Here is a 21715-nt window from a genome sequence, read left to right as displayed (position 1 = left end):
AGCACCGGTTTGTTAAATTAAAAAGGAGTAAAAAATGAAAAATTCTAAGTTGAAAAGCATCCTTCAGTTTATTGTACTCTGTGCAGGGGGAAATGCAATCTTTTATGTTATTTTCATGCGAAGCAGCTTCTATGAAGCCTTTCTGGAAGCCTTCACAATGACAAATGAGCAGTTTGGCGTTTTGTTCAGCTGCTATGCCTGGGTCGCGGTCGCAACCTATTTTCTGGGAGGGATTGTGGCCGATAAGGTATCCACAAAGGTGCTGATGGTCATATCCTTTGCGGGAACCGGCTTGCTCAATATCTGGTTTGGCACCTTTCCGAAATACGAGACGGCGCTGTTAATTTATGCGCTGATGGGCGTGACCACAACTTTGACCTTCTGGGCCGCACTGTTGAAGGCGACAAGACAGTTTGGACAGAGTGTAGGCAGTGAGAGTAAGGCCTTTGGCGGGCTGGAAGCCGGTAAAGCGATTTTTGAAGTCATCTTTGGGACACTGGCAGTTTTTCTGTTTACGAAATTTGCTGTTATGTCGGCAGGACTTCGCTTTGTCATCTTTATGTACGGTGGCATTCTCATTCTTCTGGCGATTATCTCCCTGTTTGTTTTTGACAACGGTACCGGTGACGAGGCGGCGATCAGTGAGGAAAAACCCTTTAAACTTTTGCTTCAATGTTTGAAAAATGTGGATATCTGGATCTGTGCCCTGATGGGGGCCGGAGCCTATGCCATCGGGAGCACTCTGGGCTCATATTGCGGTGACATTGTCGGCTCAAACTATGGTGCCACGGTCGCTGTTATGGGGTATGTTGGTGTTATGACTGCTTATTTTAAACCCTTTGGCGGATTGGGAGCCGGCTGGTTTGGCGATAAATTTGGACCGAGTGCAGTTCTGTTAATCCTGAGCATTGTTCTGACAGGCTTTGCCATTGTTTTCGCTTTCCTGCCGACAGGCCCGGAATATATATGGCTGTTCTTAGTCCTTTTCGCAGTTGAAATTGTGTGTACTGGCGCTTTCAGAAGCCAGAAATACGCGACCATCAAGGAAGCGCGGGTTCCCATGTCTTTATCCGGAACAGCTTTTGGCTTTATGGCCACCATTATTTACGCATCAGACGCTTTCCTGCCACCAGTGATCGGCCGTTTTCTGGACACTTATGACTCCGTTACCGCTTATCGCTACACCATGCTGATTCTGGCAGGGTTTGGCCTGTTGTCTGTTGTATTGTGTCTGATCTTCAGATACCGCAATAAAAACAATATTAAAGAGATTTTAGTTGAGGAAAAAGAAGCCAAGATCCTTCGCAAAGAGGCCAAACAAAAAAGCGCCCAGGCCTGAATCCATGCATTAGAAAAACCAATGGATTACACTTAAAGGGAGTTAATCATGAAAAGGCAGAGGATCAGAAGTGTTTTGCAGTTTATAGTATTGTGCTCTGGCGGAAACGCGATCTATTATGTGGTTTACATGCGGAGCAGCTATTACAATGCTTTTCTAGAAGCTTTCACGATGACGAATGAGCAGTTCGGTGTTTTATTCAGCTGTTATGCATGGGTAGCGACTCTGACATACTTTCTGGGTGGCATTGTGGCTGATAAATTTTCACCGCGAAAACTTCTGACAATTTCTTTTCTGGGAACAGGCCTGCTGAACCTTTGGTTCGGCACCTTTCCACCCTACAATGTTGCAATTGTGATCTATGCGTTGTTGGGGATCACTACAACACTCACCTTTTGGGCCGCTTTAATTAAAGCGACAAGACAGTTTGGAAGAAATGTAGGCAGTGAAAGCAAAGCGTATGGGGGACGTGAGGCAGGGGCTTCGTTTTTCGAGGTGCTAGTCGGAACCTTTGCGGCTTGGATGTTCACACACTTTGTATCGCTGTCCATGGGACTGCGCTTTGTCATATTTTTATATGGCGGTATCCTCATATTTCTGGCTGCAGCGTCCTGGTTTGTCTTTACAGATGATCTGGAGAACGACGAGATTATTAATAATGAGAAGCCCTGGAAAATCATCCTGCAGTGCCTGAAAAATGTCGATATCTGGCTCATTGCCATTATCGCTCTTGGAGGCTATACCATCGGAAGCACCATCGGGTCCTACGGCAGCTCCATAGCCAATCTGAACTTTGGGGCTTCTGTGTCATCAATGGCCTTTATCGGCATGCTGACTGCTTATTTTAAGCCGGTTGGAGCTCTGGCCTCTGGATTCTTTGGCGACCGGATGGGCGCCAGCAAATCAATGCTGTGGCTGGTTATTCTGCTGATTATCTGTGCACTGGCGATCGGTTATATACCAAATGGCGGCGCAAGCCTGTATCTGTTTATTATTGTATTTATAATTGAGATTATATTAACGGGCGCGGTAAGGGGACAGCTCTACGCGCCGATGAACGAAGCGGATATTCCGATGAAGTTTTCGGGAACTGCCATTGGTCTTATCTCCACAGTCGCTTATGCGTCCGATGCTTTTTTACCGCCGGTGATCGGCAAGCTGTTAGACACTTATCCTTCAGACATGGCTTACCGGTATGTAATGCTGATGCAGGTGGGATTTGGCATTATGGCGGTTGCTGCGCTGATAGTATTTATGAAGCGTAACAGAGAACGCATACGGCTGTTGGCAGAGGAAGAACAGAAAAAGAGAAAGAAGAATTAATATAACAACGAGGAGACAAGAGAATGAAGCTAAACTATTCGATAGGAACAGACCAGGAAATTGAAAGGATTCACGAGGAGAGCCTGAAAATTTTATCAGAGGTCGGTGTGGTTTTTCACTGCGAGGAGGCCATTGAAATTTTCAAGAATTATGGCGCAAAGGTCGAGAATGATATTGTCTATATCGACAAAAAAATGGTCGACGAAGCCCTCGCGTCAGTACCGCGTACCTTTGACTGGTATGGACGTGACGGTGATAAGATCACTGTGGGTGATGGAAAAACAAAAAATGTTCCAGCTTACGGGCCCATTTATGTCTTAAAGGAAGGCAAATATGAAAAGGCAAGCCATGAGCATCTGGTGAATTTTCACAAGCTCCATGAAACCAGTAAAATAATGGATGTGTCAAACCCTAATGTCATTGACGTATCCTACATTCCGCCAGATATCAGAGAAAGATACCGCCTTGGCGTGGCTCTTGAATACTGCACCAAACCGATGATGGGGCTGGTTGAGGGCAAGGAGGTGGCAGAAGAAAGCCTTGAAATGATGCGCCGTTTTTATGGTGTAGAGCACCTGAGTGATAAGATCATTGCTGCCGGTTTAATCGATACAATGGGGCCGATGCGTCTCTCAACCTCGATGGCAGAGGCTCTGATCACCTACTCGCGCAGCGGGCAGGCGTTGATTATCTGCAGCGGGCAGACACTTGGTATCACTGCGCCGCAGTCGATGGCGGGTACCTTCATTTTAGGTAACGCCATGATCCTGGCATCCATTGTGCTGTCACAGATTGTGCGGCCAGGGACACCGGTAGTCTATTGCGGGAAATTTGATTCTGCCGACATGCGTTTGTCCTCCGGGGCGGCCTACGGGGGCATTGAGAGCCTTTGGAGCGCGGCGACATCGGCGCGGATGGCGCGTTATTATAATGTGCCTTTACACACTGGCGCGGGCAATACAGACTCCAAGCTCATGGACTACCAGGCAGGTGCAGAGACCTTTATGAACCTGTTTTCGGCCTATGCGCTGGATACAGACTGCCTTGTGCACGCCTGCGGTACGCTGGACTCCTTTAATTCCATCGGCTATGAAAAATATATTTTAGACGAAGAAAAGATTGAATCACTGGAGCATCTGAAGCAGGGCTACGAGGTTAATGAAAAGACTGTGATGTTTGACTCCATCAAAAAGACTGGCCCCTCCGGCCAGCATTTTGAGCGGACACAAAAGTCCTACCGTACTGATTTTATCATGCCGAAGCTTTCGATTCGGGATAACCATAACAGCTGGATACAAGCCGGCTGTCCGTCGGCAGAATCGCTGGCGACAGAGGTTTGGAAGAAACGCCTGGAAGAGTATGTCAAACCCGACTTTAACAAGGAGCAGAGAAGTATTCTGGAAAACCTGCTGCCCGAAAAATACCGTTAGAAATAAGCAAAGCAGTTTTGCGCCGTGACGATGGTCCCGGCGCTTTTTTTAGCTGTTATTGGGAAAACCTGTCCTTTGTGAGCTCAATAAAAAGCTTGAGCAGCGGGTCTTTTTTCTTTCCCTTATAATACACGCCATAGGAAACCTCGCTGGACGGGCCGTATGGAATGTAGGCAAGCTCAGGGTCACGGCTTGGCAGCAGGTCGGGCAGAAGGGAGAAGCCCAACCCGGCCTTTACGAGGGTGCAGGCCTCGTCAATATTTTCAGAAAAGTAGGAATTGGCCGGTGAGAAATTGGATGCCTCCTTTTGCTGAAAGGCCGAAATATCCGAAAATACCGGCACTGGCGGCTGGCAGAGCACAATGCTAAGATCTTTAAGATCAGCCGGGGTAACAGACGGCTGCCTGGCAAGGGGGTGGTCTTTTTGCAGGACACAGGCGATGGATGCTTTGGTCAGCTCGACATAGTTGAGACGGAGCTTATCTGTCTTTTCGTTTTTAAATTCAAACATGACGTCAATGGTTTCATCGGTCAGGAGATTGGCAAGGGCGTGGAAAGGGACCATTTTGATAATGGGGTGCAGCAGCGGAACCTGTCGCTTCATTTCCTTAATAATATCGGGAAGAAAGGAGAGCTCCATTTTGCTGTGGAATCCCATGGCGAAAAAGGAGAGCTTGTCCGCGTTGTCATCGTGAAGCCGCATTTTTGAGATTTTCATGAGGGACAGGATGTTTTTGGCGTCGGTAAAAAAACTCAGTCCGGCCTGTGTCAGGGATACGGAGCGCGTAGTGCGATGAAAGAGCTTTACATTTAGCTCTGTCTCGAGGGTATGGATCTGGTGGGTGACTGAGGGCTGAGTGATGTGCAGAGCTTCCGCTGCCCGGGCGAAGTTCAGGTTCTCTGCGACCTGCATAAAGCATTCGAGCTGTGTACTGTTCATAAGGGCCTCCTTGATTTATCAATAAAATTTTTCTTTGTTTATTAATTGATACTCTTAATTAATGATAACATTTTTTGAATTCACTTTCAACAAAATTTGTAGTTTAATATTATATATAACAACCAAAAACAACAAACCTTGAAAGGAAGATAAAAATGGTAAAAACACTTTTAGGGCAGGTGAAGCAGTATAAAAAGGCTTCGCTGCTGACGCCCTTATTTACAGCCCTGGAGGTGGTGATGGAGGTTTTGATCCCCTGGGTCACATCACTTATCATCGACCGGGGCATTGAGGCTGGAAACATACAGCAGGTTTATTTTTACGGAGGGATCATGGTGATCATGGCCATGGCAAGCCTGATCTTTGGTATTCTGGCGGGCAAGTACGCGGCCAGCGCGTCCTCAGGCCTGGCCTGCAATCTGAGGGAGGGGATGTATGAAAATATCCAGCGCTTCTCCTTCTCAAACATCGACAAGTACAGCACGGCCGGGCTGGTCACGCGGCTTACAACAGACGTTACCAATGTGCAGAACGCCTATCAAATGATCCTGCGCATGTGTACCCGCGCGCCGCTGATGCTCATCAGCGCCATGGTCATGTGCTTTTTCATTAATACCCGGCTGAGCCTGGTCTTTGTGGCAGCTATTGTGGTTCTCGGCCTGGCTCTGGCATTGATTATTTTAAAGACCATTAAAATTTTTGACCAGGTTTTTAAAAAATACGACACCTTAAACGAGAGCGTCCAGGAAAATGTATCTGCCATACGGGTGGTCAAGGCCTATGTCCGGGAGGACTATGAAAATACACGCTTTACCAGGGCAGCCACTAACCTGTATCGGCTTTTTGTTAAAGCGGAGGGCATCCTTGCCTTTAACAACCCAGTAATGATGTTTGTTATTTATGGCTGCATCCTTGGGATTTCCTGGCTTGGCGCTCAGATGATCGTTGTCGGCAGTCTGACAACCGGCGAGCTGACCGCTATGTTCAGCTATATCATGAATATCATGATGTCCCTGATGATGCTGTCCATGATCTTTGTGATGGTGACAATGAGCCTGGCCAGCTGCCGTCGTATTGCCGAGGTGCTGGAGGAACAGGCCGATATTAAGGACCCGTCGCGTCCACTGACAGCTGTGGAAAGCGGCAGTATTGATTTTGAACAGGTCCATTTTTCCTATAAAAAGGGTAGTGGTAAGGAAACCCTTTCAGACATTAACCTTCACATCCGCGCCGGTGAGACAATTGGCATTATCGGAGGCACAGGCAGCGGCAAGTCGAGTCTGGTTAATCTCATCAGCCGACTTTATGATGTGACTGACGGCAAAGTGCTGGTAGGGGGCAGAGATGTCCGGGATTATGAGTTGGATGCCCTCAGAAACCAGGTGGCTGTGGTGCTTCAGAAAAACGTGTTGTTTTCAGGGTCGATTTTGGATAATCTGCGCTGGGGCAATGAACAGGCGACGCTGGAGGAATGTAAACATGCCTGTAAGCTGGCCTGTGCCGATACTTTTATCGAGCAGCTGCCCGACAAATACGACACGGTTATTGACCAGGGCGGTACCAATGTTTCCGGAGGACAGAAGCAGCGTATCTGCATTGCGCGGGCGCTCCTGAAAAAGCCAAAGGTGCTCATCCTGGACGACTCTACCAGTGCGGTGGATACCGCTACAGATGCCCGGATACGAAGCGCCTTTATCAGCGAGATTCCAGGAACGACCAAGCTGATTATCGCCCAGCGTATCTCCAGTGTCGAAGACGCTGACCGGGTTCTGGTGATGGACGAGGGACGTGTCAACGCTTTTGACACGCCGGATAATCTGATGAAAACAAATGCCATCTATCAGGAAATTTACGCCTCCCAGGTAAACGGCGGCGGAGATTTTGATGAGGGCAGTATGGAAATGGAGGCGGTGAGCTAATGAACAAAATTAAAAAAGATGGTCTGAGCATAAAGGCTCTTGGCCGTATTCTGGCAATGATTGTCAAAAATTACAAAGCAACCACAGTGGTGGTGCTTTTATGTATTTTTGGCTCGACTCTGATCACAGTCAAAGGAACCCTGTTTATGCAGACCCTGATTGATGATTATATTATCCCCCTGACCGGAGCCGCCAATCCTGATTTCGGACCGCTGGCCACAGCGCTCGTTCGTCTGGCTTGCATGTACCTCATTGGTGTGGGGCTGGCATTTGCCTATAACCGCATCATGGTTAATGTGAGCCAGGGGACCCTTAAAAAGCTCAGAATCAAGCTTTTTACCCATATGGAGTCGCTGCCCATCAAATATTTTGATACCCATGCTCACGGCGATATCATGTCGGTTTACACCAACGATGTCGATACCCTCCGCCAGCTCATCAGCCAGAGCCTGCCGCAGATTATCCAGTCGATTGTCAGCATTGTTACCACCTTTGTGAGTATGCTGTTTCTGGACATCCCCCTGACAATGGTGACGCTGGCCATGACGGTGGTTATGCTGGCCGCAACCTCAAAGCTCGGCGGAAAATCAGGCGCTTATTTTGCGGCGCAGCAGAGGGATCTGGGCAATGTGAACGGCTATATTGAGGAGATGATGAGCGGTCAGAAGGTCGTCAAGGTTTTCTGCCATGAGGAAAAAAGTCTGGAAGGCTTCAGGGAACGCAATGACCATCTCCGTGAGAGCGCCAACAGCGCCAATAAGTTCGCCAATATTCTCATGCCTGTCAACGCGAATCTGGGCAATATCAGCTATGTGCTGTGTGCCATTGTGGGCGCGGTGCTGGCCTTGAGCGGCAGTGTAAGCCTGACTCTGGGAACACTGGTGTCCTTCCTCACGCTGAACAAAAGCTTTACCCAGCCCATCACCCAGGTCAGCCAGCAGCTTAACAGCATTGTCATGGCTCTGGCAGGGGCTGACCGTATCTTCAACCTTCTGGAGGAAAAGCCAGAGTCTGATGACGGCTATGTCGAGCTGGTTAATGCGGTTGAACAGCCAGACGGCTCCCTTTGCGAGAGCACAGAGCGTACAGGCCTCTGGGCGTGGAAACACCCGCACAGAGCAGAAGGCACTGTTACCTACAAACGGCTGGAAGGAGAGGTTACCTTCAATGGCGTCGATTTTGGCTACGACGATATCCATATGGTATTGCATGACATAAGGCTTTTTGCCAAACCGGGGCAGAAGATTGCCTTTGTGGGCAGTACCGGCGCAGGAAAGACGACCATCACCAATCTGATCAACCGCTTCTACGACATACAGGACGGGAAAATACGCTATGACGGTATTAACATCAACAAGATTAAAAAGGCCGATCTGCGGCGCTCACTGGGCATTGTTCTGCAGGATACCCATCTTTTTACAGGCACAGTCATGGACAATATCCGCTTTGGACGGCTGGATGCCACCGATGAGGACTGCGTCGCTGCTGCGAAACTGGCCAATGCCGACGGCTTTATCAGCCGGCTTCCGGATGGCTACCAGACCATGCTCACCGGCGACGGTGGCAGCCTGAGCCAGGGACAAAGACAGCTTCTGTCCATTGCCAGAGCTGCGGTTGCCGACCCGCCGGTTCTCATTCTGGACGAGGCTACCAGTTCTATCGACACCCGTACTGAGGCCATGGTACAGGAGGGAATGGATCGCCTGATGAAGGGCAGAACCACCTTTGTTATCGCTCATCGCCTCTCAACTGTCCGCAATGCAGACTGTATCATGGTACTGGAAAACGGCCACATTATTGAGCGAGGTACCCACGATGAGCTCATCGCCGAGGAGGGGAAGTATTATGAGCTCTATACTGGAAACTTTGCCGAGGAGGCAGCCTGAGTTTAGAGAAAAGCCTAATTGCTCCTAAAAGACGGAGAATAAACCGTTTAGATGGTTTTTCTGTCTGAATAGATTTATTTTGTCCGGATGGAGCAGACGAGAGACAAAGGGTTATGCTACACTTAATATGCTTATGAAAGGACTCCGAGATCATGGAGTCCTTCTTTAAAAAATTGTAGTTAGATATAACTAACTAAAACGGGAGGAAATTTATATGAATAATAAGCTTCAGGCAAAGGACCTGATTAATGTGGGCATTTTCACCGCCATTCTTTTGGTTATCTGTATGGGTGTAGCTATGATTGGCTATATTCCTATTTTTATACCGTTGCTCTCCGTGATCGTTCCCTTTGTGGGCGGGATACCCTTCATGCTGTTTTTGACAAGGGTTAGAAAGTTTGGGATGGTGCTTATCATGGCTGCCATCATCGGTATTATCATGTGTCTGATGGGCATGGGTGTGTGGGCGTTGATTACCGCGCCGGTTAGCGGTCTGCTGGCAGAACTGGTACTAAAATCCGGTGATTACACCAGTTCCAGAAAGGGTGTTTTAAGCTACGGTGTATTTTCCATGTGGCTTATCGGCAATTACATTCCCATTGTAGTCAACCGGGGAAGCTATTTTGATATGCTGGTTTCTGGATATGGACAGGAGTATGCCAACACGCTCATGGCCTACATTCCCGACTGGAGTCTTCTGCCGCTTCTGGCCGCCTGCTTTATCTCCGGTGTTTTAGGGGCTCTGTTGGGCAAGTCAGTGCTTAAAAAGCACTTTATGAAAGCAGGGATTGTCTGATGGCAAAGGCGCGTACCAACGCGGATGTGTCTGGCGGTCTGTCGCTTGATCCAAGGACAAAAATGCTTCTGGTTATCACTGTTTCCACGGTTGTTATCGGTGGGGGGAATGGTGGTGTCATGAATTTTGTCAAGCCGGCCCTCACACTGGTTCCCTTTATGCTGCTGCTGGCCTCAAAAAAGCGGGGGGCGGCTTTTGTGTATTTAGCAACTTACACGGCGGCCTTCTGTGGCGAACTGTTTTTGGTGCCTGTCACCACAGGTTTTTTGAATTTTATCATCGTTGCGACCTGCGGCCTGTTTGCCCGGTTTATGCCCGGGATCATGATGGGGTATTTCCTGGTAAATACCACCACGGTCAGCGCCTTTATGGCAGCTATGGCCCGGATGCGCGTTACCCCGAAATTATCCATCCCAATGTCGGTTATATTTCGCTTTTTCCCAACAGTCCGGGAAGAGTACGGAGCCATCGGAGACGCTATGCGGATGCGGGGTATCCGCTTTGGCGGCGGCAAGGCAGGCGCCATGCTTGAATACCGTCTGGTGCCTCTTATGATGTCTTGTGTGAAGATCGGAGAGGAGCTTTCGGCAGCCGCTCTGACAAGGGGACTAGGCGCACCTGTGCCGCGGACAAATATTTGCCGGATTGGTTTCCGGCTGGCCGATATTCTGGCCATTGTTCTGTGCGTTGGCAGTCTGGCGGCATTTGTTTTGAATAAATTTGCGCTTCTGTGAGGTGAGTATGATTATATTTGAAGACGTATGTTTTTCTTACGGGCGGGACAAAAAAGAGGTTGATTTGGACAGTCTCAACCTTACCATCGCCGATGGTGAAATCATTTTATTGTGTGGTGAATCGGGATGCGGCAAAACAACAGTGACCCGGCTGATCAACGGCTTAATCCCGCATTACTACGAGGGTGTTCTGTCCGGCAGTGTCGTGGTTAACGGCCTGGATGTAAGGAGTGCTCCTTTGTACGAAACAGCAAAAATGGTCGGATCTGTGTTCCAAAATCCCCGGTCGCAGTTTTTTAATGTGGATACCACCAGCGAGCTGGTCTTTGGCTGTGAAAATCTGGGCCTGCCAGAGGATGAGATATACAGACGGCTGAAAAACACCACCGAAGCCTTTGGGCTTAATTCGCTTTGTGGCAGGAATATTTTTAAGCTTTCAGGCGGCGAAAAGCAGAAGATTGCCTGCGGGTCTGTGGCGGCGCTGTACCCGGAGGTCATGGTTTTGGATGAGCCTTCATCCAATTTGGATACCGCTGCCATAAAGGAGTTGAGAAGAGTCATCCGCCGGTGGAAAGCGCAGGGAAAGACCATTGTGGTGGCAGAGCACCGATTGTATTATCTGGAGGGCCTGGCGGACAGGGTGGTCTGTATGAAAAAAGGCCGGATTGACAAGACCTACACAGGTCGGGAATTTTACAGGCTGCCGAACAGCAGACTGGAGGAGATGGGTCTGAGGGCACTTTCTATGTCTGGTCTTTCAGAAATAAAGGTGGCCGGACTCAGCGACGAGAAGACCATGCGGCTTGAGCGGTTTCAGTTTGCCTATCCCCATTGTCCGCCGGCGCTGTCCATCGGACAGGCCGATGTGCCAGAGCGTGGTGTTATCGGTATCATCGGCCATAACGGCGCGGGTAAGTCCACCTTTGCGCGGAGCCTTTGCGGCCTGCAGAAAAAAGATAAAGGGATTGTACGCTATAAAGGTACAGCGCTTAAATCTAAAAAACGGCTGTCGGCCTGCTATATGGTTATGCAGGATGTCAACCACCAGCTTTTTACTGAGAGCGTGCTGGACGAGGTGCTGCTCTCTATGAAGCAGGAGGCACCGGAACGGGCAGCTTCCATCCTGGAGTCCCTCGACCTGCTGGTCTATAAGGAAAAACACCCCATGGCGTTGTCGGGCGGACAGAAGCAGCGTGTCGCGGTGGCCTCAGCCATCGCCTCACAGCGGGAGATTATTGTTTTTGATGAACCGACCAGCGGGCTGGATCTTCGGCACATGCGTGAGGTATCCAGCGATATACGCGGCCTTTCAGAGCAGGGCAAAACAGTCTTTGTTGTCACCCATGACCCTGAGTTTATCCTGTCCTGCTGTACGCATATCCTTCATATCGACCAAGGCAGGCTGGTGGGAAATTACCCCCTTAGCGCAGCAGGGAGGGACAGGATGCTTTCTTTCTTTTTAAAAAACAGTGAGGACGGGGAAGGAGGCAGACACCATGCATTTTGACCGGGAAGCAATGGGCCCAAACGTTTCGCTGATCTGTAAAGATGAAAGCTGTACGGTTTACCAGGTAAATGAGGACAGCGGCGAAGGGGTGATGACTGCCTACGATGTATTCCCGGGGGTTTATCTCCTTTATAATGATTTTCATATGGAAAAATGCTTTTCAGAGTTCAAGCCTGATGTAGACTTGTTCTGTATCGACCACTGCCGGGAGGGACGGATTGAGTGGGCGATCGTAAAAAATAAATTCATATACCTGGAAGCCGGAGATCTGCAGATGAATAACCGAAAGCATCACGTCTGTGATTTCAGCTTTCCCTTAAAGCACTATCATGGCATCACTGTTGGTTTTTATATGGAAAAAGCCATGAAGGTTCTGCCGCATGTCCTGGAGGGGTTTCCTGTTGACCTCGCAAAAATCCGAGAGAAATTCTGCGGGGATGAGCACCCCTTTGTCATGCGGGCAGGCGCAGGGGTGGAGCACATCTTTTCAGAGCTTTACACTGTCCCTGAGCATTTGAGGATGAGCTATTTTAAGATCAAGGTGCTTGAACTCCTTTTGTTTTTGGATGCGCTGGAGGTTGCCCAGAAGAGTGCCGAGCGCCCTTATTTTCACAAAACACAGGTCGAAAAAGTCAAAGCCATCGTCCGGCTTTTGACCGACAATTTGGAGCGGCATTACACGTTAAAAGAGCTCTCTGAACGCTTTGAGTTTCCGCTCACCTCTATGAAGCTTTGTTTCAAAGGTGTTTATGGAACCTCTATTTATGCCTATATGAAGGAATACCGGATGAACGCCGCTGCGCTTATGCTCCAGAAAACCAATGAAAATGTCGTTTCCATTGCCAACCGGGTAGGCTATGAAAACCCGAGTAAATTTGCAGCAGCTTTTCAATCCGTTATGGGCATGTGTCCGGCAGAGTATCGTAAATCCGTCGTCCGAATGGATCAGCATTGGCAGGAACGGAGCAGACAGGAAGCGCAATGATTGAGTATAATACGGATGGTTCTTAAAAAAGGACTGTCCGTTATTATTTTTAGGAGGCGAAAGCATGAAGAAAAAAGGAACCTTTCAGAGCATCTTCTCGTTTGCAGCTGAGTGCAGGACAAAGATGCTTTTGTCTGTGATATGCGCTGTGGTCAGTGTGCTGGGTGGGCTGGTGCCTTATCTCGGCGTCTATCAGATAATCCTGCTGTTTTTTAAGGGGACGCCCGAAGTACAGAGCATTCTGGCCTGGGCGGCGGTGTGTGTGACAGGGTACATCGTAAAGCTGGTGTTTTACGGCATTTCAACAACCTTTTCCCATATGTCGGCATATCAGATTTTAGAGAGTATCCGTCTGGCGCTGACCGATAAGCTGATGCGTGCGCCCCTCGGAACAGTTTTGTCCAAAACGGCTGGCGATCTTAAAAGTATTTTTGTCGACAGGGTAGAAACCATTGAGCTTCCGCTGGGCCACCTGATTCCAGAGGGAATTTCAAATCTGCTGCTGCCGGTCTGTGTATTTATTTATATGATCAGCATTGACTGGCGCATTGCCTTGGCATCGCTGGCCTGTATTCCGCCCGGAGCACTGGTTTATGCCATTATGATGCGCAACTATAACAGCCAGTACGCCAGATTCATGGAATCCAGCCGCCATGTCAACAGTGTGATCGTGGAGTATGTCGAGGGGATACAGGTCATCAAGGCCTTTAACCAGTCCTCGAGCTCATATGAGAAATTTACCAGGGCAGTGGGAGATTTCAAGGACTTTACCCTTGACTGGTTCCGCTCGACCTGGGGGGTGATGAATCTGGGAAACGCCATTCTGCCCAGTACCCTGCTTGGTATCCTGCCGGTGGGAATGCTTCTGTATATTTACGGTGCGCTCACACCTGCGGAGCTGACCCTGTGCATGATTCTCTCCATGAGTATTGTGGGTCCGGTGAGCTGGTTCACCACAGCGGTTAATGATTTTAAATCCATCCAGTATGCCATTAACGATGTCAATCAGCTGATGGAGCTTCCAGAGCTCCCGGAGGAAAAGGAGAACGTCTGTCTGGAGCACTACACGGTCGTGCTGGAGGACGTGAGCTTTGCCTACAATGACAGGGACGGCGATGTGCTCAGAAATATCAGTCTGCATCTGCCGCAGGGCAGCTTTACTGCGCTGGTCGGTCCTTCAGGCGGCGGGAAATCGACAGTTGCCCGGCTGATTGCCCGGTTCTGGGATGTGAGGGATGGAAGTATTTCCATCGGAGGTGTTGATATAAGAAAAATCCCACTGTCTCAGCTTGCGGATACAGTGAGCTTTGTCACCCAGGATAATTTTCTGTTTAACTGTTCATTGCTTGAAAATATCCGGCTTGGTAAACCGTCAGCTACCGACGAGGAAGTTTTTGAGGCGGCTAGGGCGGCCCAGTGCGAGCACTTTATCAGCCGTCTGGAAAAGGGCTGGGATACAACCGCGGGAGAAGCCGGCGGAAAGCTTTCCGGTGGCGAACGCCAGCGCATCGCCATTGCCCGGGCGATTCTGAAGAATGCCCCGGTGGTTATCCTTGACGAGGCCACAGCCTTTACAGATCCAGAAAACGAGGCACAGCTGCAGCGTTCCATCGCAGCGCTGACGGAGGGAAAAACCTTGCTGGTCATTGCGCACCGGCTGTCAACCATCCAGAATGCTGACAGAATTGTCGTTTTGGAAAAGGGGCAGATTACAGCTGAGGGCACACAGCAGGAGCTCCTGGAATGCTGTACACTGTACCGGGATATGTGGCAGGCCCATGTCGGTGCCAGATGTTGGGCAGCGGGAAAAGAGATGAAAGGAGAATTGACCGATGCTTAAAACCATCAGACACATTATAAAATGGACTGGCGGACGTAAAAACCGCTTATACTGGGGGTTCCTCTGGTCCTTTTTACAGAGTATTTTTACAGCAATGCCTGTTATCGGCGCTGCCTACGGGCTGGAGCTTATGCTGGAGGATCAGCGTGGAGAAATTGTTCTGACACCTGTCTGGGCCCTTTGGTTTCTTATCTTTATGGTTGGGATGATCCTTGGGCGCTTTCTGTTTTCATATCTCAAGGCGACCTTTCAGGAGAGCATCGCCTATGAAAAAACCGCCGAGGAGCGCATCCGGATCGGTGATATTCTGAAAAGAGTTTCCCTTGGCTTTTTTGACCGTAATAATACAGGGGAGCTTGCCGGGGCAGTAACCACGGACCTGTCTGTTTTGGAGATGTACGCCATGAAGATGACCGATGTGGTGGTCGGCGGCTATATCAGCGCACTGGCCATTATTCTCTGCCTGGCTTTTTATTCTTGGCAGATCGCCCTGATTGCAGTTGCCGGCGTTTTAGGTTCGGCCTTCTTTCTGAGAATACTGAGCCGCAGAAGCCGGATAAATGCAGCCGTACATCAGGAGGCCCAGAATGATCTCATAGCAGCAACGCTGGAATACATAAGGGGCCTGGCAGTCGTAAAGGCCTATGGACAGGAAGGCGTTTCTGTCGAGGGGATGAAGCGGGCCTGCAGGGAACACCGGCGCATCAATGTGAAGATCGAGCTGGACTACATTCCCTGCAACTGTCTTCATCAGTTTTGTTTGAAGCTTGCGTCGGTGGCAGTAGCGGCAGCGGCAGCTGTTTTTACCGCGGAGGGCGCCATGGCTGTGCCGGTCTTTTTAATGTTTGCGGTTTTCTCCTTTATGATTTTTACGCATGTCGAGCAGATCAACAATGCGGCCCATACCATGGAGCTGATTGAATCGACGTTTGAAAAGCTGGACAAAATTGAAAAGGCAAAATTTATTGATGAAAACGGAAAGGATAAAAAGCCGGATAACTTTAATATCACCTTTAATGATGTGAGCTTTGGTTATAACAGATGGACGGTTCTGGAAAATGTCAGCTTTGATATTCCCGAAAAAACAACCACAGCTATTGTAGGCCCCTCTGGCAGCGGTAAAACCACAATTTGCAGCCTGCTGGCCCGCTTTTACGATGTAAACAGCGGCGCCATTACCATCGGGAACATGGATATCCGGGAGTTGACCTGCGACAGTCTGCTCTCAAATATCAGTATGGTATTCCAGAACGTTTACCTTTTTCACGACACCATTTTAAATAATATCCGTTTTGGCAATCCCGATGCGGATATGAAGGAAGTCATAAGAGCCGCAAAGGAGGCACAGTGCCATGCGTTTATCACAGCCCTGCCCGATGGTTACAACACACTGGTGGGCGAGGGCGGTTCCTCACTGTCCGGCGGCGAAAAGCAGAGAATATCCATTGCCCGGGCTATCCTGAAGGATGCGCCGATCATAATACTGGATGAAGCCACTGCCAGTGTTGACCCGGAAAACGAGCACTTTATACAGGAGGCAATTTCCTCTTTGACAAATGGAAAGACCATCATCGTCATTGCCCACCGACTGGCAACCATCGAGCATGCCGACCAGATACTGGTTGTAGATAACGGACGGATCGCCCAGCGCGGAACCCATGCACAGCTTATTCTGGAAAAGGGAATCTACAGGCAGTTTGTCGATATTCGAGAAGCGGCTGAGGGCTGGAGGATTGCCTGAATAAAAGCCGCAGTCTTAAAGCTGGCTTAAGGGCAGACGGCACTTCACATAACCATCACATTGCCGGTTTATACTATAGTCAAGTTAAGAAATTAACTTACTAATCTCTAACGGGCTGTATGAGATTAAAACAAAAACTTTTTCATTTCTTTTCCTTTTTATAAAGACCCTTTCATGGAGTAATGGACATGAAGGGGTTTTTATTTTGTATTCAGTTCAGATGCTTTTGCCATTTTGAGGAGACAAAGCTGGTGAGCGCTTTCAGAATAAGGTTGCTCACAAGAATGATCAAAGAGACAAAAGCAGCGCATTCAAAGAGCCGCTGTCCCTCAAAGACAGGGATCATCAATGCCAGAGGCATATTGTCAACCGTGCTCAGGAACGAAATGGCAGAGATGGTGATCATACCATTGATAAAATAATAAGTGAACATCTCAAGCAGCGTACCGAAGGTGGAGGGCAGCAGCACATCCCGGATCATGCGGTGCTTTGGAATGTTCAGTGTCATGGCGATATCCTCAAAGTTCGGATTCAGCTTGAGTAGAGCGTTGTGCGCCATGAGATAGGGCGATGAAAAGAAATGGATGGTGTTGACAAGGACGAGGATCATGAGCGTCCCGTAAAGGATACTGCCGCTGAAAAGCGTAACATATCCAAGGCCGAGGACAATACCAGGCACCGCAACGGTTACCAGTGAGATAAGATGCAGGCATCTTGAGGTAAAGGTCTGTTTCCCTCTGGAGGTAAAATAAGCCACAGTAAAGGCGATGGCAGTCCCGACAAGCGCTGTCAGGAGAGACATGACAATGGCATTAAAAAAGTATTCGCCAGCGCCGAGCTGAAGCGTTTGCAAAATGCTGTCAAAGGAAAGGGACAGGTCAACCGGATATTTTTTAACAACAGATAAAACAACAAAAGCGATGATCGGCAGGTTAAACAAAACCGCAGTCAGGATACAGAAGCCGGCAGCGCAGCGGTCGCGCACCGGAGAAGCCTTGATTTTAAGCCTGACACTGTTGCTACCGCTTTGGCTGTCCTGGCTGAAAAAGTCGATGATAAAAGCCAGAATGGCCGGCAGAAGCAGGATAATCCCAACAACAGCACCGTTAGAGAAATTGAGCAGGCCCAGGACCTCGCGGTACATATAGGTTGAAAGCACACGATACTTGCCGCCGACTGCCAGAGGGACGCCATAGTCGGTAAAAATCATGGTAAACACAGCAAAAAAGGCCGAGATTAACGGTTTTTTCAGATAAACAAGGGTGAGGTCTGTAAACTGTCGAAGCTTTGAAACACCCATGACCTGTGCTGCTTCGTACAAGGCGTCATCTTCATATTTAAAGACATCCATAAGCATTAAAAAAGCGATGGGGAAGGTATAGAGAACAGAGCCAATGACAATGCCTGAGAAGCCATAAAGGTTGAAGTTGGTATGCAGCAGGTTTGTAACGATCCCCTTTGCGCCAAAGAGGATGACCAGCCCCATACCGTGCGAGATGGAAGGAATGAGCATCGGCAGGGTCAGTGCTGGGATCAAAATGTTTTTAAAAGGCATGGCTGTTTTCGCCACGCACCAGGAAAGCGCCAGCGCCAGCAGGATTGCAATAAGCGTCGCGGTAGCAGTCACCAGAACAGACCGCAGAATAACCTCCCCGAAAACCGGTGTAAACAGCAGGTTTTGAATGCTTTCTGTGGTGATGGTGGCAAACATATTGAACAGGGGAAGAATCAGGGTAACAAAAAAGAACACGACGAATAAAAGCCTCAGCGATTTAGATTTTATCCATTTCATGGTAGCGCCTCCTTTATTTTCCTGTGAAACGGCGGAACGCTGCCAGCTTTTCCATCAGGTGAAAGACAACAAATTCTTCAATATAGGCATTGGCGGGGTGATGATAAATGTTGAAAGGCGTATCCAGCTGCTCGATGGCGCCATTGCTCATGACCATAATGCGGTTCGACATGGAGAAAGCCTCCTCCTGGTCATGGGTGATGTAGATCATCGTCACGCCAAACTCCCGCTGGATACGCTCCAGCTCAAAGCGCAGCGTCAGCCGGGTAGAGGCGTCGAGAGCGGACATTGGCTCGTCAAACAAAATAATATCCGGGTTCAGCGCAAGGGTGCGTGCGATGGCTACACGCTGCTGCTGGCCGCCGGAAAGCTTGCTGGGCCTTTTGTCCAGATGGTCGGACAGACCAATGCTGTCAATAGCAGCGCGGGCGCGTTCAAGAGCTTCTTTTTTCGGGAATTTGTTGATTTTAAGGGGATAGGCCACATTTTCCAGAACCGTCATATTTGGGAAGAGGGCATAATTCTGAAAGACAATGCCCATGCCCCGTTTGTCAGCACTTAAGTGTGAGATATCCACGCCATCCTTTGTAATCCTGCCCCCATCCTGATCAGTAATGCCGATCAAAATCCGGAGTAGCGTTGTTTTACCGCAGCCAGATGGCCCCAGGATGGATAGAAACTCACCAGAGTAGACCTCAAAGCTGATATCATCCAGAATCGTTTTGCCGTTATAGGACTTGTGTATATTTTTAATGGTAAGTTTAACCGTTTGGTTCATGTCAGTACCTCCAGCGTTTTAGCAGATTTTCTTTGTGTTTTATGTCATTGATGTCCTTCATGTCGCCATAGACAATGTTTTGCGGGTAGTTAGGGATGGTAATGGTTTGGTTTTTAAAGACAGGCTCAGGAGAAAAAAGCGCCTTATCTCTGTAAATAAAGTGGTTGTACAGATAGCTGAATACTGCCGCTACATCCTCGGTGTTATCCCTGTCCTTCAGCATGGCAAAGGATGAGGTGTTGTAAGGGGAGCCCTCATCAAAATAGATGATTTTAAAGGGCATACCGTTGTTGATTTCCTGGACAACGGTAAAGGTAAGGCCCAACCCGATGGCCGCTTCCCCTTGGATCAGGAGGTTGACTGGCCCGGAGCCGGAGGCTGTGAAGAAAATAATGTTTTCGACCAGCTTATCGAGATAGTCGAAGGCCTCGTCCTCGCCCATAAAGTTTACCATGTTTTCAAGAAAAAGGTAGCCGGTTCCTGTGGATTTGGGGTCAGGCATAACGATCAGGTTTTTATACTCGGGCTTGAGCAGATCCTCGTAGCAGGTGGGCTCAAGCAGGCCTTTCTCAGCCAGAAGCGCCTCATTGATGGCAATACAGCCGCCGTAACGCTCCCAGATGGCGTATTCCCGGCCTGGTATTTTAAATTCATCCAGATACAGACTGTCATCATAGCCATTAAGTGGCTCCAGATAATCCTTAAGGCTTTCAGAATAGGCTGTGTCCAGCCCAATGATGATATCGCCCTCCGATTTTGTGCCTTCAGCCTTGAGCTTGGAGGCAATCTTGCCAGTGGAGAGGCTCTGGACATTGACGGAAATATGAGGGAGGTCCTTTTGCAGCTGTTCGATCATGTCCTGGTTTCTGAAGGACTCAAGACAGGAATAGATGACGACACGCTGGCTGTCCCGCTTGGCACAGCTGCAGAGATTAAACAGAAGAACAGTAATGCTGAGAAAAATAATAATGGCCGATAATTTTTGTTTCATGTGAGGAACCTCCTTTTTACTATTTATATATGCAATATTAATGCCATAAGTCAAAATAATCAACAAAAACGCTGTATTATTTTTAAATTTACGAAAAATAGAAAAATAAGGCTGTTTATATTGTTTGAAAGGATGAAATCTCTTAAAAAATAAAATTCACTCAAAAAAATTTGTTTCAAATCTGAAAATAGCAGTTCAAATCTGACTCAAAATCGGTTATAATAGGCAGGGAAAACGATTGTAATTTTTAGATTAGTTGTAATAATGGATAAATTACAAAAAAAGTGGAATGAGGAGAGTAATGGCAGAATTAGGTTACAGTGAAGAATATCAGACATATTTAGACAGCCTGACAAAGGAAACGCTGCTCAAAATTTTAGAAAATGCGTATACAGAGGTTTTTGTGACGGATGCTGATGACCAGTATGTCTACACCAATCCGGCGTGTATGCGCCACTATGGCTTGACGCCGGAACAGATGAAGAACATGAACCTCCAAAGTGAGCTGAGGCCTGAGCGGTGGAAAATATCCCTGTCGGGTCGGGTAAAAAAGTCGAAGAAGGTCATTATCGCGGAGAACAAGTATTACGCTATGGAGCAAAACGTGGTCACCATCTCTGTCCCGATTCTCGATGAAGAGGGAAATGTGGAGATGATCGTTTCAACGACTCAGGACCCTATTAACAGCTATGATTTCAGCATTAAAAATGAGGTTAAAACCATCGTGTCGGAGGAAGAGGACTCTGGGGAGATCATTGGCTCAAGCAAAGCGATTAAGCGCTGTCTTTCCATTTTACAGAAGGTGTCCAAAACGGATATCAACGTTCTTATTTTGGGCGAATCCGGGACAGGCAAAAGTTTTTTATCGAAATATGTTCATACCAACAGTCTGCGCAGAGACAAGCCCTTTATCTCGATTAACTGCTCGGCAATTCCGGAAACCCTGCTGGAATCTGAGCTGTTCGGTTATGTGCCACATGCCTTTACCGGCGCCAGCAATAAGGGGAAGGAAGGTCTGATCAAGATTGCCAACGGCGGAACCCTTTTTCTGGATGAGATTGGAGAGCTCTCCCTGCCCATGCAGGTCAAGATACTGGATGTTATTGAAAATAAACGCTTTATTCCTGTGGGGAGCACCACCCCAGAGCACGTGGATATCCGAATCATCACTGCTACCAATAAGGATTTGTATCAGCTGGTTCAGGACAATAAATTCAGAGAAGATCTCTACTGGCGTTTGAACAGCATTAAGACCACCCTGCCGCCTCTGCGGGAGCGGCCAGAGGACATCATCTCTCTGGCAAACTATTTTCTGAATGTGTTTAATGAAAAGTATAAAACCGACAAGTATTTTTCTAAAAAAGTGCCACCGCTTCTGTGCGGGTACCACTGGCCAGGCAATATCCGCCAGCTGCGAAACCTGATGGAAAGGCTTGTGATCCTGTCCGATGGCAAGGTCATCGAGGATTATGATTTTCAGCGTTTCACCTCAGAGGAAGAGTCCGGCTCGAAGAGGGCTGTAACCTCCGACTACGAATCAGTGATGGAGGAGGCAGAGCGCAGACTGGTGGAAAACAGCTATCTTTTTTATAAGAGCAGCCGAAAAATGGCAGAGGCCTTAAACATCAGCCAGTCCAAGGCTTACCGTCTCATACGCAAGTATGTATATAATGAGAAGGAAGAATAGGAAAAGGAGATGCACTCGGGGGTGCAT

The 21715-nt window shown here is 48.5% G+C and carries 16 protein-coding genes; 12 read left to right on the top strand and 4 right to left on the bottom strand.

All coding sequences use genetic code 11. From position 1 onward, the window contains the following. The first annotated feature begins 34 nt into the window (after positions 1-34). From B2M23_RS20485 to B2M23_RS20475, 3 genes are read left to right on the top strand one after another with little or no spacing between them, the layout of a single operon-like run. Entirely contained in the window at positions 35-1339 is a 1305-nt protein-coding gene (locus B2M23_RS20485) for an MFS transporter (RefSeq protein ID WP_052237095.1), read from the top strand. Positions 1340-1387: 48 nt separating this feature from the next. After that, the gene (locus B2M23_RS20480) at positions 1388-2662 is read left to right on the top strand and encodes an MFS transporter (protein ID WP_038351233.1); all 1275 of its coding nucleotides are present in this window, start codon (positions 1388-1390) and stop codon (positions 2660-2662) included. Between the two features lie 23 nt (positions 2663-2685). Beyond that, positions 2686-4092 (top strand): trimethylamine methyltransferase family protein, encoded by a 1407-nt coding sequence (locus B2M23_RS20475; RefSeq protein ID WP_038351234.1) that lies wholly within the window; start codon positions 2686-2688, stop codon positions 4090-4092. Positions 4093-4147: 55 nt separating this feature from the next. Here the strand turns inward: B2M23_RS20475 and B2M23_RS20470 are convergent, their stop codons facing one another. After that, positions 4148-5032 (bottom strand): LysR family transcriptional regulator, encoded by an 885-nt coding sequence (locus B2M23_RS20470; RefSeq protein ID WP_038351235.1) that lies wholly within the window; start codon positions 5030-5032, stop codon positions 4148-4150. A gap of 155 nt (positions 5033-5187) precedes the next feature. Between B2M23_RS20470 and B2M23_RS20465 the strand changes: the two genes are divergently transcribed. From B2M23_RS20465 to B2M23_RS20430, 8 genes are all read left to right on the top strand, one after another. Then, positions 5188-6951 carry an ABC transporter ATP-binding protein gene (locus tag B2M23_RS20465; RefSeq protein ID WP_038351236.1) on the top strand — a complete coding sequence of 588 codons (1764 nt, stop codon included), beginning with the start codon at positions 5188-5190 and terminating at the stop codon, positions 6949-6951. Further along, the gene (locus tag B2M23_RS20460; protein ID WP_038351237.1) at positions 6951-8837 is read left to right on the top strand and encodes an ABC transporter ATP-binding protein; all 1887 of its coding nucleotides are present in this window, start codon (positions 6951-6953) and stop codon (positions 8835-8837) included. The genes B2M23_RS20465 and B2M23_RS20460 overlap by 1 nt, the downstream gene beginning before the upstream one ends. A 214-nt stretch (positions 8838-9051) precedes the next feature. Then, on the top strand, positions 9052-9633 hold the full coding sequence (locus B2M23_RS20455) for an MptD family putative ECF transporter S component (RefSeq protein ID WP_038351238.1): 582 nt from the start codon (positions 9052-9054) through the stop codon (positions 9631-9633). Next, complete coding sequence (locus B2M23_RS20450; RefSeq protein WP_052237096.1) at positions 9633-10367, top strand: energy-coupling factor transporter transmembrane component T; 735 nt, start codon at positions 9633-9635, stop codon at positions 10365-10367. Before B2M23_RS20455 ends, B2M23_RS20450 begins: the two co-directional genes overlap by 1 nt. Before the next feature lie 7 nt (positions 10368-10374). After that, a complete protein-coding gene (locus tag B2M23_RS20445) occupies positions 10375-11874 on the top strand; it encodes an ABC transporter ATP-binding protein (protein WP_038351239.1) in 1500 nt (499 codons plus the stop codon). Beyond that, positions 11864-12859 carry a helix-turn-helix domain-containing protein gene (locus tag B2M23_RS20440; RefSeq protein WP_038351240.1) on the top strand — a complete coding sequence of 332 codons (996 nt, stop codon included), beginning with the start codon at positions 11864-11866 and terminating at the stop codon, positions 12857-12859. The genes B2M23_RS20445 and B2M23_RS20440 overlap by 11 nt, the downstream gene beginning before the upstream one ends. 64 nt (positions 12860-12923) lie before the next feature. Beyond that, positions 12924-14699: an ABC transporter ATP-binding protein gene (locus tag B2M23_RS20435; protein WP_038351241.1), complete on the top strand. Its 1776-nt coding sequence runs from the start codon at positions 12924-12926 to the stop codon at positions 14697-14699. After that, positions 14692-16440 (top strand): ABC transporter ATP-binding protein, encoded by a 1749-nt coding sequence (locus B2M23_RS20430; RefSeq protein WP_038351242.1) that lies wholly within the window; start codon positions 14692-14694, stop codon positions 16438-16440. The genes B2M23_RS20435 and B2M23_RS20430 overlap by 8 nt, the downstream gene beginning before the upstream one ends. Before the next feature lie 211 nt (positions 16441-16651). Here the strand turns inward: B2M23_RS20430 and B2M23_RS20425 are convergent, their stop codons facing one another. Genes B2M23_RS20425 through B2M23_RS20415 form a run of 3 tightly spaced genes read right to left on the bottom strand, consistent with a single transcriptional unit; the run spans position 16652 to position 20001 of the window. Next, on the bottom strand, positions 16652-18232 hold the full coding sequence (locus tag B2M23_RS20425; RefSeq protein ID WP_038351243.1) for an ABC transporter permease subunit: 1581 nt from the start codon (positions 18230-18232) through the stop codon (positions 16652-16654). Positions 18233-18245: 13 nt separating this feature from the next. Beyond that, positions 18246-19010 (bottom strand): ABC transporter ATP-binding protein, encoded by a 765-nt coding sequence (locus B2M23_RS20420; RefSeq protein ID WP_038351244.1) that lies wholly within the window; start codon positions 19008-19010, stop codon positions 18246-18248. Position 19011: 1 nt separating this feature from the next. Then, positions 19012-20001, bottom strand: coding sequence for an extracellular solute-binding protein (locus B2M23_RS20415; protein ID WP_038351245.1), 990 nt, complete (start codon positions 19999-20001; stop codon positions 19012-19014). Between the two features lie 301 nt (positions 20002-20302). Here B2M23_RS20415 and B2M23_RS20410 point away from each other — a divergent pair, with 301 nt between their 5' ends. Then, the gene (locus B2M23_RS20410) at positions 20303-21688 is read left to right on the top strand and encodes a sigma-54 interaction domain-containing protein (RefSeq protein ID WP_052237097.1); all 1386 of its coding nucleotides are present in this window, start codon (positions 20303-20305) and stop codon (positions 21686-21688) included. The last annotated feature ends 27 nt before the right edge of the window (positions 21689-21715 follow it).

Origin of the sequence: Eubacterium limosum (assembly GCF_000807675.2) — a bacterium.
GTDB classification, from domain to species: Bacteria; Bacillota; Clostridia; order Eubacteriales; family Eubacteriaceae; genus Eubacterium; species Eubacterium limosum.
Note: the sequence above shows the minus strand (reverse complement) of the source record. Positions and strands in the feature narration are given on the sequence as shown.